Raw genomic sequence first — 15,116 nt, forward strand, 5'->3', positions numbered from 1 at the left:
GGCGCAGGACGGCGGTTGGGTATGCTTTCCCCATGCGCGTCCTTTCCTCGCTTGCCCTCGCCGCCGCGTTGTCTCTGTCTCCGGCGCTGGCGTGGGCGGCGGCCATCGTCGACCAGGTCCAGATCAAGGGCCTGAACGAGGACGATGAGACCCAGGCCGCGATGGCCGAGAACATCCGCGTGGCCCTGACGCTGAACGACGCGCTGGGCAAGCGCCTGGGCGAGGCGCGGCTGGAGTATCTGTTGGAGCAGACCAAGGACGAGGCCGCCCACGCGCTGGAGCCCTTCGGCTACTACGGGCCGACCATCACCGTCACCACGACCCGCCTGGATGCCAGCCAGGCCGCGCGCGTGGAGCGGCAGAAGAAGACCGGCGGCAAGGACAAGGACGACGACGAGGATGACGACGACGATCGCGACACCGCGCCGCAGCCCAGCGCGCAGGTTCAGCGCGACGCCAGCGACGCCGACGGCAAGGTGACCACCTCGGTGGCCCCGGCCGACGTCAATCCCGATGCCAGCGAGGGCACCACCGCGCAGCAGGCCACCGGCGAGGCCGCGCCGAGCGCCGCCAACGCGCCGCGCGTGCGCGCGCCGGCCGATCACCTCACGGTGGTGGTCACCGTGGACCCGGGCGAACCGGTGCGCGTGCGCGATGCCGATATCCGCATCGAGGGCGAAGGCGGCAGCGACCGCTACCTGGCGCAGGACCTGAAGGACTTCGCGCCGCGCCCGGGTCAGGTGTTCGACCACCAGACCTACGAGGCCAGCAAGCTCAAGATCGTGCGCCGCCTGGCCGAGCGCGGCTATCTGGATGCGGACTTCCAGGACCGCCGGGTCGAGATCACCCGCGCCCAGCATGCCGCCGACATCGACCTGTCCTGGGTCAGCGGCATCCGCTACGACATGGGCCCGACGATCTTCCATCAGGATTACTTCCGGCCCGGCCTGCTCGACCAGCTGGTCTACTGGGACGAGGGCAGCTACTACCACCAGGGCAAGCTGGACCGGCTGCGCCAGTCGCTGGTGGCGCTGGACTACTTCAGCAACATCGACATCCAGCCCGATCCCGATCACGCGGTGGACGGCCGCGTGCCGATCGACGTCAACCTCAAGCTGGCCAAGCGCAACATCTACACCGCCGGCCTGAGCTACGGCACCGAGTACGGCGCCGGTGTGCTGGCGGGCATCGAGCGCCGCTACGTCAACTCGCGCGGGCACAAGTTCAAGGCGCTGCTGGACTACGCGCAGAACCGCAAGTCGCTCACCGGCACCTACCGCATCCCGGCGTTCAAGTGGCTCGATGGCTGGTATGCGGCCACCGCGCAGCTGTACGACGAGCAGACCGACTACATCGACACCCGCCGCATCGAGCTGATCGGCAGCCGCAGCGGCCAGCTCAACGAGAACTGGACGCTCACCGCCTCGATCCACGCCTTGCGCGAGCGCTGGAAGCTGGAGCTGGAGGACGAGAACGGCGACGGCGCCGAGGCGGCCGCGCCGTATCGCTACGCGACCTACGTCTATCCGCAGCTGGAGGCGCAGTACGTCAACGTGGACGATCGCCTGTTCCCGCGCAGCGGCATCGTCGCGCGCTCGACCCTGCGCGGCGGCCTGGAAGGCGCCGGCTCGGACACCAACTTCGCCCAGCTGCAGGTCGGCGCGAGCTGGTTCAAGGGCATCGGCGCCAACGACCGATTCATCCTGCGCGGCGAGATCGGCCAGACCAGCGCCGGCTCGCCCGACGCGCTGCCGCCGAGCCTGCGTTTCTACGCCGGCGGCGACAACAGCATCCGCGGCTACCAGTACCGCGAGGTCGGTCCGCGGGTGCGCACCGAGGGCGGCGAGTACTCGGTCGGCGGCAAGAAGCTGATCACCGCCAGCGCCGAATACGAGCACTACTACAAGGGCGGCCCCTTCGGCGGCGCAATCTTCGTCGACACCGGCAGCGCCTACAACGACTCGCCCGATCTCAAGACCGGCGTCGGCGTCGGCGTGCGCTACCGCTCGCCGATCGGCCCGGTGCGGGTGGACATCGCCCACGGCCTGAACGATCCCGACTCGGTCGTGCAGCTGTACTTGAGCATCGGAACCAGCTTGTGAGCCGCACGCCGCAGGACCTCACCCCCGAGGAGCGCGAGGCGCGCATCGCCGAACTGCGCGCCCGGCGCAAGGCGCGCATGCGCACGCTGGCCATCCGCAGCGCGATCGGCGTGGCCACGCTGGTGGTACTCGCGCTGGTCGGGCTGTACTGGCTGCTGCAGACCGTGGCCGGCCGCGACGTGCTGCTGGCGCAGGTGATCGCGCGCCTGCCGGCCGGCAGTTCGCTGACCTACGCCAGTGCCGAAGGCCCGGTCGCCGGGCCGCTGACGCTGCGCGACGTGCACTTCCACATGGACGGCATCGACTTCACCGCCAAGCGTGTGCTGCTGGATCCGGACCTGCGCCCGCTGCTGGGCAAGCGCCTGCGCCTGGACCGGCTGGAAGTGGAGGACGCCACGCTGGAGGTCGCGCCCAGCCCGGACAAGCCGTTCGAACTGCCGCGCTGGCCCGAGGTCATGCCGCAGATCGAGCTGCCGCTGAACCTGCAGGCCGACACGCTGCAGGTCGACCGCTTGCGTTACACCTCAGGCGGCGAGCCGGTGATCTACCTCGGCAGCATCCGCGGCGGCGTGGACCTGGGCGATGGCTATGCCGAGGCCAGCGCGGTGAAGATCACCAGCGACCGCGGCAACTTCTCCATCGACGGCCACTACCGGCCGGGCGACGACTACGACACCGACCTGACCGTCTCCGCCGGCTTCCCCGCACCGCGCGGCAAGACGCCGGCGCGGCTGGGGCTGGTCGCCCGCGGCGACGTCAAGCACATGCAGGTGGCGGTGGGCGGCAACGCGCCGGCGCCGGTGCGCGTGCATCTGGACGTGCGCGGCGCGACCAAGCCGGACTGGGCCATGCGCGCGGTCAGCAAGCAGCTGGACCTGTCGCTGCTGGGCGTGGGCGCGGCCGATGCGCCGCCGCTGGCCTTCGACCTGCAGGCCAGCGGCACCGACGGCGGCGCGGCCATCAGCGGCCACGCCCAGCAGGGCGAGAACGCGGTGGTGATCGAGCCCTCGCACGTGCGCATCGACGACACCACGCTGACCGTGCAGCCGCTGGCGGTTCAGCTGCTCGACGGCCGCGTCACCCTCAACGGCCATGCCGACTTCACCCAGACCGAGGACCCGAGCTTCAAGTTCGCGGTCAACGCGCGCGGCCTGAAGTGGGGCGAAGGCGATGCGCGCATCCAGGCCGATGCGGACCTGGGCGTGGCCGGGCGCAAGGCGGACTGGGCGGCGATCGGCACCGCCGATCTGGCGCGTGGACAGGACAAGGCGAAGGTCGACTTCGACGGTCGCGGTGACCTGGAGAAGGTGCTGCTCAAGACGCTCAAGGCGACCACCCCGGCCGGCGGGCTGCAGGTGACCGGCCAGGTCGGCTGGGCGCCGCAGCTGTCCTGGGACGTGGCGGCGACGCTGCAGAACTTCGACCCGGGCTACTTCGCCGCCGGCTGGAAGGGCGCGGTCACCGGCCAGCTGTCCAGCAAGGGCGCGCAGCGCGATCCGGCCGCGGGCAAGGGCACCGGCTTCGATGCGACGCTGGACATCCCGCAGCTGGGCGGCCGCCTGCGCGACCGCAAGCTGGCCGGCAGCGGCAACTTCGTCCTGCAGGGCGACAGCGGCCAGGGCAAGCTGGATCTGGGCCTGGGCGCCAGCCGCGTGCAGGCGCAGGGCAAGGTGGCCGACACGCTGGATATCGATGCGACCTTGAATCCGCTGGAGCTGGCCGACCTGCTGCCCGGCGCCACCGGCGTGCTGGCCGGCACGCTGAAGCTCTCCGGCCCGCGCGCCGCGCCGACCATCGAGGCCGACCTCACCGGCAACGCGCTCAAGTTCGACACCTATACCGCTCAGACCCTGAGCCTGAAGGGCCGGCTGCCGTGGAAGAGCGGCGATGGCCAGCTGGCCCTGACCGGCACCGGCGTGCAGGCCGGGCTGGCGCTGGACCGCCTGGACGTGCAGGCGCGCGGCGCGGTGCAGGACCTGCAGCTGCACGCGCAGGCCGACAGCCAGATGGCCTCGCTCACCCTCGCCGGCAACGCGCGTCAGGCGCAGGACGGCGCCTGGTCCGGCACGCTGGAGACGCTGCGCATCGTGCCGTCCAAGGGCGATGCCTGGGCGCTGACCCAGGCCGCGCGCTTCAGCCAGAAGGGCCAGGCCTTCACCCTGTCCGACAGCTGCCTGGCAGGCGGCGACGGCGGCAGCCTGTGCGTGTCGGCCGACTGGCCGCGCAACGGCGTGCGCGCGCACTCCGACCGCCTGCCGCTGACCCTGGTGCAGCCCTGGCTGCCGCAGCAGGACGGCCGCCAGCTCAGCCTGCGCGGCGACCTGACGCTGGAGGCCAACCTCAAGCCGCAGGCCAACGCCTGGCAGGGCCAGGTGCACATCGCCTCGATGGACGGCGGCCTGAAGATGGGCAAGAACAGCCGCGGCGAACTGGTCCACTACGATCACTTCAGCATCGATGTGGACATGACCCCGCAGAAGATCCACGGCCGCCTCGGTACGGGCTTCGCGGGCAACGGCTTCGTCGATGCGACCTTCGATACCGGCTGGGACAGCTACGCCCCGCTGACCGGCAACATCTATCTCTACAACGACCGCCTGTTCTGGCTGGAGCTGTTCTCGCCGGACCTGGTGCGTCCGCAGGGCAAGCTCAAGGGCCACATCGGCCTGGCCGGCACGCGCGGCGCGCCGCTGCTCAGCGGCGAGGCCGACCTGAGCGACTTCACCGGCGACCTGCCGGCGCTGGGCATCACCCTGGTGCAGGGCAATGCGCAGCTGGCCGCGCTGTCCGACGGTACCGCGCAGATCAAGGGCAGCGTGAAGTCGCAGTCGGCCACCGGCGGCGGCGGCACCGGCGGCGCGCTGTCCATCGACGGCTCGCTGGGCTGGCAGGGCGGCGACGAGCCGCTGCTGTTCCACGTGCGCGGCGACAACTTCCTGGCCTCGGACACCACCCAGCTGCGCGCGGTGATCGACCCGGACATGACCATCGCCCTGCAGGGCAAGGTGCTGGGCGTCGGCGGACAGGTCACGGTGCCCTCGGCCAACCTCAACCTGGAGAAGCTCAGCGAAGGCGTGTCCACCTCCGAGGACGTGGTGGTGCTGGACCCGGCCGATCCGGAGGAAGGCGGCAGCTCGCTGCTCAAGCTGGACCTGGCGGTGAACCTGGGCGACCAGGTGCGGATGAAGGGCTTCGGCCTGGAAGGCTCGCTGCAGGGCCAGATGAGCGTGCACTCGCGCGCCGGCCGCGCCATGTCGGCCACCGGCCAGCTCAACGTCGATGGCCGCTACACCGCCTATGGGCAGAAGCTGACCATCACCCGCGGCGAGCTGAGCTGGAGCAACGACGACGTCTCCGACCCCAACATCAACATCCGCGCCGAACGCGAAGTGGTCAGCGCCGGGGTGACGGCCGGCATCGACGTCACCGGCCGCGCCAGCGCGCCGCGCGCCAGCGTCTGGTCCAACCCGGAGACCTCCGAATCCGACGCGCTGGCCTACCTGGTGCTGGGTCGCCCGCTGAGCACCGCCAGCAGCCAGGAAAGCGCGCAGGTCAGCGCCGCGTCCTCGGCGCTGTCGGCCGGCGCCGGCCTGCTGGCCTCGCAGCTGGGCGCCAAGATCGGCCTGGACGACGCCGGCGTGCTGGAGTCGCGCACGATGGGCGCCTCGGTGTTCGGCATCGGCAAGTACCTCTCGCCCAAGCTCTACGTCAGCTACGGCGTGGCCATGGTCGGCGGCGGCTCGGTGGTCACCCTCAAATACCTGCTGCGCAAGGGCTTCAACGCCGAGATCGAATCGTCCACCGTGGAAACGCGCGCGTCGATCAATTGGCGCAAGGAGAAGTAGTCCTCATCGCCAGCAGCGCGAAGGCGCTGCGCAGCCAGCTCAACATCTTCAAAGGTCAAGGAATCAGGCCATGAACCGGGAAGACTGTATCGCTGTTGGATCGCGCCTGTTCGCGATCTTCCTGTTGATCACGTTGCTGCGGTCGTTCCTGCCGAGCATGGCGGCGCTGCGCGCGCAGCACGACACCACGGCGATGGTCTGGAGCCTGTCGGTGCTGGCCCTTGGCCTGCTGATCTGCGCCGCGCTCTGGCGCTTCCCGCTGACCATCGCGCGCAAGCTGCTGCCGGTGATGAAGGAGCCGCGCGCCGATCACGCCATGGGCGCCTCGACCACGTTGTCGGTAGGCCTGACCCTGCTCGGATTCTGGACGCTGCTGACGGCCCTGCCCGACGCCAGCTACTGGGTCACGATCTACCTGCTGACGCGACACGAAGCCTCCGGATATTTCGCCTGGGGCCCCGAGCAGTTGGGCGGCGTGGTCTCGACCTTGCTGCAGCTGGTCCTGGCGGTCTGGATGATCTTCGGAAGCACGGGCCTGCAGCGCCTCGTCACCCGTGTGCGATACGGCCGCGACGCCGACTCCGCCTGACCGCACTCGGCTCCGCGGACAACGATCTCGCGGTCTTTTGCAGCGCACCGGCTTTCGCATGACACGACGTCCATGACCGAACCGTCATGCGCTTCCCATTTGCCGCGTGCGCGGGCGGCCGCTACTGTCGCCGCCACGTTTCGCATCGCATTCGGATCCACATGACCCGCACCCTGCCCCTGGCCGCCTCGCTGGCGCTGCTGCTGTCCTCCACCGCCCGTGCCGACGAAGGCATGTGGCTGCCCACGCAGCTGCCGTCGCTGGCCGAGCCGCTGCGTGAGGCGGGTTTCCGCGGCGATCCGGCCGCGCTGGCCGATGTCACGCAGGCGCCGCTGAGCGCGGTGGTGAAGGTCGGCGGCGGCACCGGCTCGTTCGTCTCCGGCGACGGGCTGCTGGTCACCAACCACCACGTGGCCTATGGCGTGATCCAGTACAACATCAAGGCCGGCGCCAACCTCATCGACGATGGCTTCGTCGCGCAGGCGCGCGGCGAGGAACTGCCGGCCAATCCGGATTTCCGCGTGCTGGTCACCACCGCCTTCGACAAGGTCACCGACCAGGTGCTGGCCGATGCGAAGGGCAAGACCGGCCGCGCCTACTACGACGCCGTGGACGCGGCCAGCAAGCGCCTGGTGGCCGCGTGCGAGGCCGCCGGCAACGTGCGCTGCAGCGTGGCCACGATGGACTACGGCGCGGACTTCTATCGCGTGACCCAGCTGGAGCTGCGCGACATCCGCCTGGTCTATGCGCCACCGCGCGCCATCGGCAACTACGGCGATGAGATCGACAACTTCATGTGGCCGCGCCACGCCGGCGATTTCACCTTCCTGCGCGCCTATGTCGGCAAGGACGGCAAGCCGGCCGACTACAGCGCCGACAACGTGCCTTATCAGCCGCCGGCATTCCTCAAGATGGCCGTCGAGGGGCCGAAGGAAGGCGACTTCGCCATGCTGGCCGGCTATCCCGGCATCACCTATCGCAACCGCACCGCGGCCGAGTTCGAGGCGCAGGTCGGCCATGTGCTGCCGGCGCGGGTGGCGGTGTTCGATGCGCTGATCGCGCAGATCGAAGCGGCCGGCAAGGCAAATGCGGAGGCGCGCACGCGCTATGCCTCGCAGCTGCAGTCGCTGAAGAACAACCGCAAGCGCGCCGCCGGTGAGCTGGAAGGCCTGCAGCGCAGCGATGCCGCGCGCCTGCGCGCCACCGACGAGGCCGGCATGCTCGCGGCCACGCGCGGCGCGCAGAAGCAGCAGATCGATCAGCTGCAGCAGCTGCTGGCCCAGGGCCAGGCGCTGGGCGATCGCGACCTGCTGCTGGGCCTGGTCGCCGGGCAGACGCAGCTGCTGCGTTCGGCGCTGACCCTGGAGCGCCTGCGCCTCGAATCGGCCAAGCCCGACGCGCAGCGCGAGACCGGCTACCAGCAGCGCGACCAGGCGCTGATCGAAGGCCAGCTCAAGCAGGTCCAGCGCCGCTACGACGCGGCCACCGAGAAGGCGCTGCTGACCGTGCTGCTGGGCCGCTACCAGCAGCTGCCGGAGGCGCAGCGCGTGCCGGCCTTCGATGCCGCCTTCGGCCGCACCCCGGCCGAACTGGCCAAGGCGCTGGACGCGCTGTACGGCGCGACCACGCTGGGGACCGAAAGCGAGCGCCTGTCGCGCTTCGCCGCCGCGCGCCAGGGCCAGCCGCTGGCCGACGATGCGCTGATCGCGCTGGCCGCCAAGCTGGTGCCCGCGCAGCTGGAACTGGAGAACGCCCGCAAGACGCGCGAGGGCGATCTGCTGCGCCTGCGCCCGGCCTATATGCAAGCGCTGGCCGCCTGGCGCGCCAAGCAGGGCCGCGCCAGCTATCCCGATGCGAACAGCACGCTGCGCGTGAGCTTCGGCCGGGTGACGCCGCTGGCGCCGCGCGATGCGGTGGCCTATGCGCCGCTCACCACGGTGGCCGGCATCGTGGAGAAGAACACCGGCACGGTGCCGTTCGACGCGCCCAGGCCGCTGCTGGAGGCGATCGCCAAGGGCGATTTCGGCAGCACCGCCGACCCGGTGCTGAAGACCCAGACCGTGGACTTCTTGACCAACCTGGATACCACCGGCGGCAACTCCGGCTCGCCCGTGCTCAACGCCAAGGGCGAGCTGATGGGCCTGAACTTCGACAGCAACTGGGAAGCGGTCAGTGCCAGCTGGTGGTACGACCCGCGCTACAAGCGCGCCATCCACGTCGATGCGCGCTACATCCGCTGGCTGCTGGCCAAGGTCTATCCGGCCCCCGCCCTGCTGCGCGAGATGGGCGTGCCGGCGCAGTAAGCCTTGCTTCTGCCCCCTCCCCTTCGCCGTAGGCGAAGGGGAGCTTGAGGTCGCGAACTAGCGACGGATGGGAAGGGGTGCCTTGCTCTTCGCTTTGAGATCTGCGCGACCTGACCAAACCCCCTCCCAGCCTCCCCCTTCTGCGCAAGGGGAGGGGCAGCACGCTGCACCCTGCTTGGCCTTCTGGCCCAGTAAGCCCACAAACCCAAGACGCTGCACCGCTTCTGCCCCCTCCCTTTCGTCGTAGACGAAGGGAGCTCGAAGTCGCGATCTAGCGACTGAGGGGGAGGGGTGCTTTTGCTCTTTGCTTTGAGATCTGCTCGACCCAGGATCGCCTCGCAGTTGTCGGTGGTCTCAAGGTGCAGAATCCTGCTTTCCCCAATCCCCACAGGGAGCATGCCGCAGTGACCCAGACCGCCAACGTGATCGCCGTGGATCACACGGGCTTTGCCGTTTCCTCATTGGACGAGTCCATCCGCTTCTGGACGCAAGCGCTCGGCTTCACGCTGCAGCGGCAGTCGGAGATGGGAGGCGAGTTCCTCCATCAGGTCACAGGGGTGGACGATCCGAACGTGCGGACCGCAATCGTCGAGGCGCCGGACGGGTTCGTGGTTGAACTGCTGCAGTACTCCGGAGGCCGCGAGCATGGAGCCGTACCGGAGAGCGCAGGTGCGATCGGCGCCGCCCACCTGGCGCTGGCCGTGAAGGACATCCACGCCGCCATCGCGCGCGTCGAGGCCGCGGGTTGGAAAGCGAAAGGCAGCCCGCAGCCGATTCCGGGCGGGCCACGCAAGGGGACGTTGGTTGCCTATGTCGCGGGCCCCGATCGCATCACGATCGAGTTCATGCAACCGCCAGCGGAATGATCGGGCGCGTGAGAGGGGTAGCCGCGCCTGCAGTCCAAGTGATTAGCCAGCATTTCGTTTGATGATGTCGCCGCGCTGCGGAGCGACCCAGCGAAAACTCCGATTGCCGAGCCAGCGACTGAGAAGACGGCAGCTCTTCAGTTGAAATCGCCTCGGCTGAGACAACCCCCTCCCGGCCTCCCCCTGCTGCGCAAGGGGAGGGGCGGAGCGTGAGCTAGGTGACCTTCTTGAAGACCGTGATGCCTAGGACGAACAGGATCACGGCGATGATGATGAAGGCCCAGAACAGGAACTTGGCGATGGCGAACGCGCCGCCGGCGATGCCGCCGAAGCCGAGTACGCCGGCCACCATACCGATGATGGCGAAAATCAGTGCCCACTTGAGCATGGGATGTCTCCTTGCACGGTCAGATGACGGCACCCTAGCCAGCGCGCGGTGCGCATCGGGTGAGGACACGCAAACGCGATGCTCACATTCCGCGTAGCACGGCCAGCGACGACCGCGCGGCGCGTTGCTCAGGTATCCCATAGCCCGCGCGGGCCGGCGCACGCTGACGACCCGCCAACCTCGCAATCCCGGAAATCCCTGCGGTCCTCGTAGCCTCCTGACCTCTGACCTCTGACCTCTGACCTCTGACCTCTGACCTCTGGCCTCTGGCCTCTGGCCTCTGGCCTCTGGCACGAGTCTCCCGCGCAATCCCGCTCCAAGCCAACGAACCGCCCGCCAACGCACCACGCGCCGCCGCTGCTCTCAGCGCATCAACGGCGCGTGCTGCTGCACATCCTGATCGCGCGACTGCACCTGCGGCGGTGGCGCCTGCGGGCTCTGCAGGGCCTGTGCGCTCTGCTCCAGTGGCTGGCGGCTGGCCTGGGCGCTTTCGACATGGCTGCGCAGGGCGTCGGGCGAGCCCGGCTGGCCCTGGACGGAGAACAGCCGGCCATCCCGGCCTTCGTGCACGCTGTCGATCCGGTGCAGGCCGTCCTGCTGCGCCTGTGCCGCCATCGCCGCGGCGGTCTGGCGGAAGGCCATCCCGTCCAGGGCGGCACCGGTCTGCGTGCGTCCCAGGCCTTGCGCGGCATCATCGTAGAGGCGGTTGCCGGATAGCCCGTCAGGCGCCGCGGCCGGCACGCCGAGCCGTGGCTTGGCGCTGGTATCGACATACGTCGCGCTGGTGGAGACCTGGCCCTTGGACACGCCCAGCGCCTTGAGGTCGACCTCGATTTGCGGCGCGCCCTTGCCCGGGTGGTAGTGCGCCTCGGCCTGGCCGGCGTAGTCGAGCAGTTGGGAGACGTTCTGCTGCGGGTAGCCGCGCGCTTCGTAGAAGTAGGTGTTGACCGCGGCCAGGTTCTCCTTGGTCTGCGCCATCTTCAGCCCGTCCAGCGTGATGCCCGGACGCGGCGTGTAGGTCGGGTTGGCCGGCGTGCCGCCCTTCTGGATGTACGGATCCATATCGTTGGGCGAAGTGTTGTAGACATCGCGCAGCGTCGCCTTGGGGTTGTCCTTCAGCACCTGGGCGACCACGACGTTGTAACCGGTCAGTTCGGCATGCGTCTCCAGGCTGCGCGAAGTCTCGTTGAACTGCTTGATCACCGCGGTGTAGTCGTGGACCTTGCCGCCGCTGCCGGCCAGCGCATTGACGCCTTTCTCCAGGCTGGCGTCCGAGGTCATGATCTGCGCGCGATCGGCGGCGTGCTTGACCTCGTGGCCCAGGGTGAAGCGCACCGAGTTGAGCATCTCCGGGTCGGTGCGCGCGATGTGCAGCTGGCTGGGGGAAATCTGGATGGTGCGCGAATCGCCCATGTAGACGCCCAGTGCGCCGTTGACGTTGAGCGCCTCGATCCTGTCCAGCTGCTTCTTCTCGATCGCGTCGAGCACATTGGCCTTCAGGCCCGGCGTGCTGTCCAGCACGGCCTTGAGGTCTTCCCCCGGATGCACGCTGCCGCTGGCATTGGCCTTGTCGAAGGCATCCAGCATCGACTGCAGCTGCTGTTCGGGGGTGGGCGAGGGCTTGCCTGCGACGTGCTTGTCGTTCATGTCCTGGTCCTCGCCAACGCTACTGGTAGACGCCGATCACCATGGACGCCACGCAGTCCGGCGCGGGCGAGGCGCCGCGCGCGGGGCGGACATGCAGGTTCACGCTCACGCCCTGGCGGGTGAAGTACCAGGCTTCGTTGCCGCGGTGGCCGGCCGGCAGGTGCTGGCCGGAGAAGCCGGCGGCCGCCAGCGCGCTGCGGTAGCCCTCGACGCTGGCGCAGGGTGCGGCCGCATCGTCGGGTTCGAAGGAGAGCAGCAGGCTGTCGACCTGGCCGGAGGCGTTCTTGTGCGAGGACACCAAGCTGTAGCGGCCCTGGCCTTCGACCGGGCCGGCGATGCCATAGATCGTCGGATCTTCGGCATTGACCTCCACCTCCACGCCCGTCAGGCGCTGCAGCTGCGCCGGTGCGAGATCCTCGCGGCTGTGGATGCCGTCGATCAGGCGCAGGACGCGCTGGTTGAGATCGTCCAGGCTCAGGGGCGTGGCGGTGGTGGCATTCATCATCGGATCCTTCGAAAGGATGGAAGCGGCGGCGGGGGCGGCGTCCGGACGCGTCGGTGTCGCGCAGCCTGTGGTCGCAAGGCCGCTAACGGCCAGCCAGATCAGGCGCAGGGAAACGACGGCGGCAGATGGGGTCGGACGGTGCATGGAGATCGGTCTCGCTGCGAGAGAGAGGCCACCCCCGGATGGCCCGGTTCACCTTCTAGCAGCGCCCCGGAAAGCGGTCAAACCCGTCAGCTGCGACGTCTGTCCCAGCTTCAGTGTCTTCACCGGAAGAACTGGCTCGGCGTCTGCCCGAAGCGGCGCTTGAACATGGTCGCGAACGCGCTGGGGCTGTCGTAGCCCAGCGACAGCGCCACATCGATCACCTTCTCGCCCACCGCCAGGCGTTCCAGCGCGCGCAGCAGCCGCGCCTGCTGGCGCCACTGGCCGAAGGTCATGCCCAGCTCGCGCTGGCACAGGCGCTGGATCGTCTTGACGTCCACGCCCAAGCGCCCGGCCCAGTCCTGCAGGGTGGAGGCATCGTCGGGCGCCTGTTCCAGCTGGCGGCCGATCGCGCGCAGCCGCGCGTCGCGTGGCTCGGGCAGATGCAGGGGCAGCACCGGCAGGGTCTGCAGTTCGTCCAGGATCAGGCGCATGAGCCGGCCATCGCGCGAGTCGGCTGCGCACGGGGAGGCGACCTCGGCCGCGGCATGGATCAGCGCGGCCAGCAGCGGCGTCACCGAGACGGTCGAAGGCGCCTTCGGCGCGGCCGGCAGCGCGCCGGGCAGGATGTACAGGCTGCGCATGCGCACCAGGCCGATGCAGTGCACCTGATGCCCGACGCCGGCCGGCATCCACAGCGCACGCGTGCTCGGCACCACCCAGCGGCCATCGCCGGCGCGCACCGCCAGCACGCCGCCTTCGGCATAGACCAGCTGGTGCCGGTCGGGATGGTGGTGCAGCGGAATCAGGGTGTCGGCGGGGTAATCGCGGGCCAGGCAGGTCACCGGCACGTCGGCGGCCGCCCCGACGCGGCGGGGTTCGCCCAGGCCGTCGATGTCCTTTTCGCGGGAGGTCATGACCAGATCGCGCAAGAAAGGCGTTGGCGGCGACTTTACCATGCGCCCCCTGCCCGTCCCGGACCGTGCCGCCGTCATGTCGACCACCACCGCGCCCCTGCCCGCCCAGCCCGCCACGTCAGCGCCCGCGCGCAGCCCGGTCGCGGTGGGCGTGCTCGCCGCGCTGACCGGCTCGCACCTGGTCAACGACATGATGCAGTCGCTGATCCTGGCGCTGTATCCGATCCTCAAAGGCCAGTTCCAGCTTAGCTTCGCCCAGGTCGGCCTGATCACCCTGACCTATCAGCTCACCGCCTCGCTGTTCCAGCCGCTGATCGGCCTGCGCACCGACCGCAAGCCGGCGCCCTACTCGCTGCCGATGGGCATGGGTTCCACGCTGTGCGGCCTGTTGCTGTTGGCCTATGCGCCCAACTTCGTCATGGTGCTGTGCGCGGCGATGCTGGTGGGCATCGGCTCGGCGGTGTTCCATCCCGAGTCCTCGCGCATCGCGCGGCTGGCCTCGGGCGGGCGGCATGGGCTGTCGCAGTCGGTGTTCCAGGTCGGCGGCAATACCGGCACGGCCATCGGCCCGCTGATCGCCGCGGCGGTGATCGTGCCCAACGGGCGCACCAGCGTGGCCTGGTTCGCCGGTGCGGCGCTGATCGGCATGGGCCTGCTGACCTATGTCGGGCGCTGGTACGGCCTGCAGCTGGCGCGCAGCGCGGCCAGGCCCAAGGCGGCGGCGCCGGCCGGCATCGCGCCGCTGCCGCGACGCACGGTGGCCTGGGTGATCGGCGTGCTGCTGGTGCTGATCTTCAGCAAGTACTTCTACATCGCCGGCATCAGCAGCTACTACACCTTCTTCCTGATCCAGAAGTTCCACCTGTCCGTGCCCAGCGCGCAGCTGCATCTGTTCGGCTTCCTGCTGGCCTCGGCGGCCGGCACGCTGATCGGCGGGCCGGTGGGCGACCGCATCGGCCGCAAGCCGGTGATCTGGGCCTCGATCCTGGGCGTGGCGCCGTTCGCGCTGCTGCTGCCCTACGCCAGCCTGGGCTGGACCACGGTGCTGACGGTGATCATCGGCTTCGTGCTGTCCTCGGCGTTCTCGGCGATCCTGGTCTATGCGCAGGAGCTGATGCCGACCCGCATCGGCACGGTGTCCGGGCTGTTCTTCGGTTTCGCCTTCGGCATGGGCGGGCTGGGCGCGGCGGTGCTGGGCGTGCTGGCCGACCACACCAGCATCTTCTGGGTCTACCAGGTGATCTCGTTCCTGCCGCTGCTGGGCATCGTGGCCGCCTTCCTGCCCAACCGCCGGCACGCCTGAGCCGGCGTGCGGCCCGGCCCGGGCGGCAGCACCTACCGCGCGCCGAGGCCGCGGATCAGCAGGACCAGGATCACCGCGACGACGACCAGCAGCACCGGCACCCACCGCCGGACGCCCGACCGTCGGGGTCGCGGATTCGCATCACCCGGTAATCCCGCCGCCTCCGGCGATCGACGCGTCGTGGCCTCGGCTGGGCGAGCGGACGAGGACTGCGCGAGGGTCAGCTGGGTCAGCCGCGCCATGTAGCGGTCGGCGAAGGCGATCTGCTCGGCCTCGGGCAACCGCTGGACGACGGCCTCCAGCGCGCGACCGGCCTGGCGCAGCATCCGATCCTGCGGGCCTGCGAATTCGCGCGCGTGCTGTTCTGCCAACTGCTCTGGATCGGGGATCATGGTGACGTCCTGTCATGGGTGGTATTTCCGAGTCGGCCGGCGATCCACGGCCCTTAGTTCTTCTAGCAGCGGCTCGGCATCGCGTCAAACCGCAATTTGGACATGCGCGATGAAAGTC

General features: G+C 69.5%; 10 protein-coding genes and 2 pseudogenes. 7 read left to right on the top strand and 5 right to left on the bottom strand.

The features are described 5' to 3' along the window. Window positions 1-32 precede the first annotated feature (32 nt). The 6 genes and pseudogenes from WFQ05_RS05110 to WFQ05_RS05135 all read left to right on the top strand — a co-directional run. Window positions 33-320: pseudogene (locus WFQ05_RS05110) on the top strand (POTRA domain-containing protein); the annotation flags it as partial. 279 nt (window positions 321-599) lie between these two features. Continuing rightward, window positions 600-2,102 (top strand): annotated as a pseudogene (locus WFQ05_RS05115) (autotransporter assembly complex family protein); the annotation flags it as partial. Further along, window positions 2,099-5,947: a translocation/assembly module TamB domain-containing protein gene (locus WFQ05_RS05120; RefSeq protein WP_337052940.1), complete on the top strand. Its 3,849-nt coding sequence runs from the start codon at window positions 2,099-2,101 to the stop codon at window positions 5,945-5,947. The pseudogene WFQ05_RS05115 and the gene WFQ05_RS05120, both read left to right, overlap by 4 nt. Before the next feature lie 70 nt (window positions 5,948-6,017). Next, window positions 6,018-6,536, top strand: coding sequence for a hypothetical protein (locus WFQ05_RS05125; RefSeq protein WP_130523919.1), 519 nt, complete (start codon window positions 6,018-6,020; stop codon window positions 6,534-6,536). Between the two features lie 155 nt (window positions 6,537-6,691). Beyond that, window positions 6,692-8,839, top strand: coding sequence for a S46 family peptidase (locus WFQ05_RS05130; RefSeq protein WP_337053252.1), 2,148 nt, complete (start codon window positions 6,692-6,694; stop codon window positions 8,837-8,839). A gap of 422 nt (window positions 8,840-9,261) precedes the next feature. Then, window positions 9,262-9,705: a VOC family protein gene (locus WFQ05_RS05135; RefSeq protein WP_337053253.1), complete on the top strand. Its 444-nt coding sequence runs from the start codon at window positions 9,262-9,264 to the stop codon at window positions 9,703-9,705. Window positions 9,706-9,919: 214 nt separating this feature from the next. Here WFQ05_RS05135 and WFQ05_RS05140 read toward each other — a convergent pair whose 3' ends face one another. From WFQ05_RS05140 to WFQ05_RS05155, 4 genes are all read right to left on the bottom strand, one after another. Then, the gene (locus WFQ05_RS05140) at window positions 9,920-10,093 is read right to left on the bottom strand and encodes a DUF1328 family protein (RefSeq protein WP_337052941.1); all 174 of its coding nucleotides are present in this window, start codon (window positions 10,091-10,093) and stop codon (window positions 9,920-9,922) included. A 363-nt stretch (window positions 10,094-10,456) separates the two neighbouring features. Further along, window positions 10,457-11,740, bottom strand: a complete 1,284-nt coding sequence (locus WFQ05_RS05145; RefSeq protein ID WP_337052942.1) for an XVIPCD domain-containing protein — start codon at window positions 11,738-11,740, stop codon at window positions 10,457-10,459. Window positions 11,741-11,759: 19 nt separating this feature from the next. After that, a complete protein-coding gene (locus WFQ05_RS05150) occupies window positions 11,760-12,242 on the bottom strand; it encodes a hypothetical protein (protein WP_337052943.1) in 483 nt (160 codons plus the stop codon). A 266-nt stretch (window positions 12,243-12,508) separates the two neighbouring features. Next, window positions 12,509-13,303 carry a helix-turn-helix transcriptional regulator gene (locus tag WFQ05_RS05155; protein WP_337052944.1) on the bottom strand — a complete coding sequence of 265 codons (795 nt, stop codon included), beginning with the start codon at window positions 13,301-13,303 and terminating at the stop codon, window positions 12,509-12,511. Window positions 13,304-13,379: 76 nt separating this feature from the next. On the opposite strand from WFQ05_RS05155, the gene WFQ05_RS05160 reads away from it, so the two are divergent. Continuing rightward, window positions 13,380-14,606 (top strand): MFS transporter, encoded by a 1,227-nt coding sequence (locus tag WFQ05_RS05160; protein WP_337052945.1) that lies wholly within the window; start codon window positions 13,380-13,382, stop codon window positions 14,604-14,606. 32 nt (window positions 14,607-14,638) lie between these two features. On the opposite strand, the gene WFQ05_RS05165 is transcribed toward WFQ05_RS05160, so the two are convergent. Then, window positions 14,639-14,998, bottom strand: coding sequence for a hypothetical protein (locus tag WFQ05_RS05165; protein ID WP_337052946.1), 360 nt, complete (start codon window positions 14,996-14,998; stop codon window positions 14,639-14,641). Window positions 14,999-15,116: the final 118 nt, after the last annotated feature.

The sequence above is a fragment of the Pseudoxanthomonas sp. USHLN014 genome, from assembly GCF_037153335.1.
Taxonomy (GTDB): domain Bacteria; phylum Pseudomonadota; class Gammaproteobacteria; order Xanthomonadales; family Xanthomonadaceae; genus Pseudoxanthomonas_A; species Pseudoxanthomonas_A winnipegensis.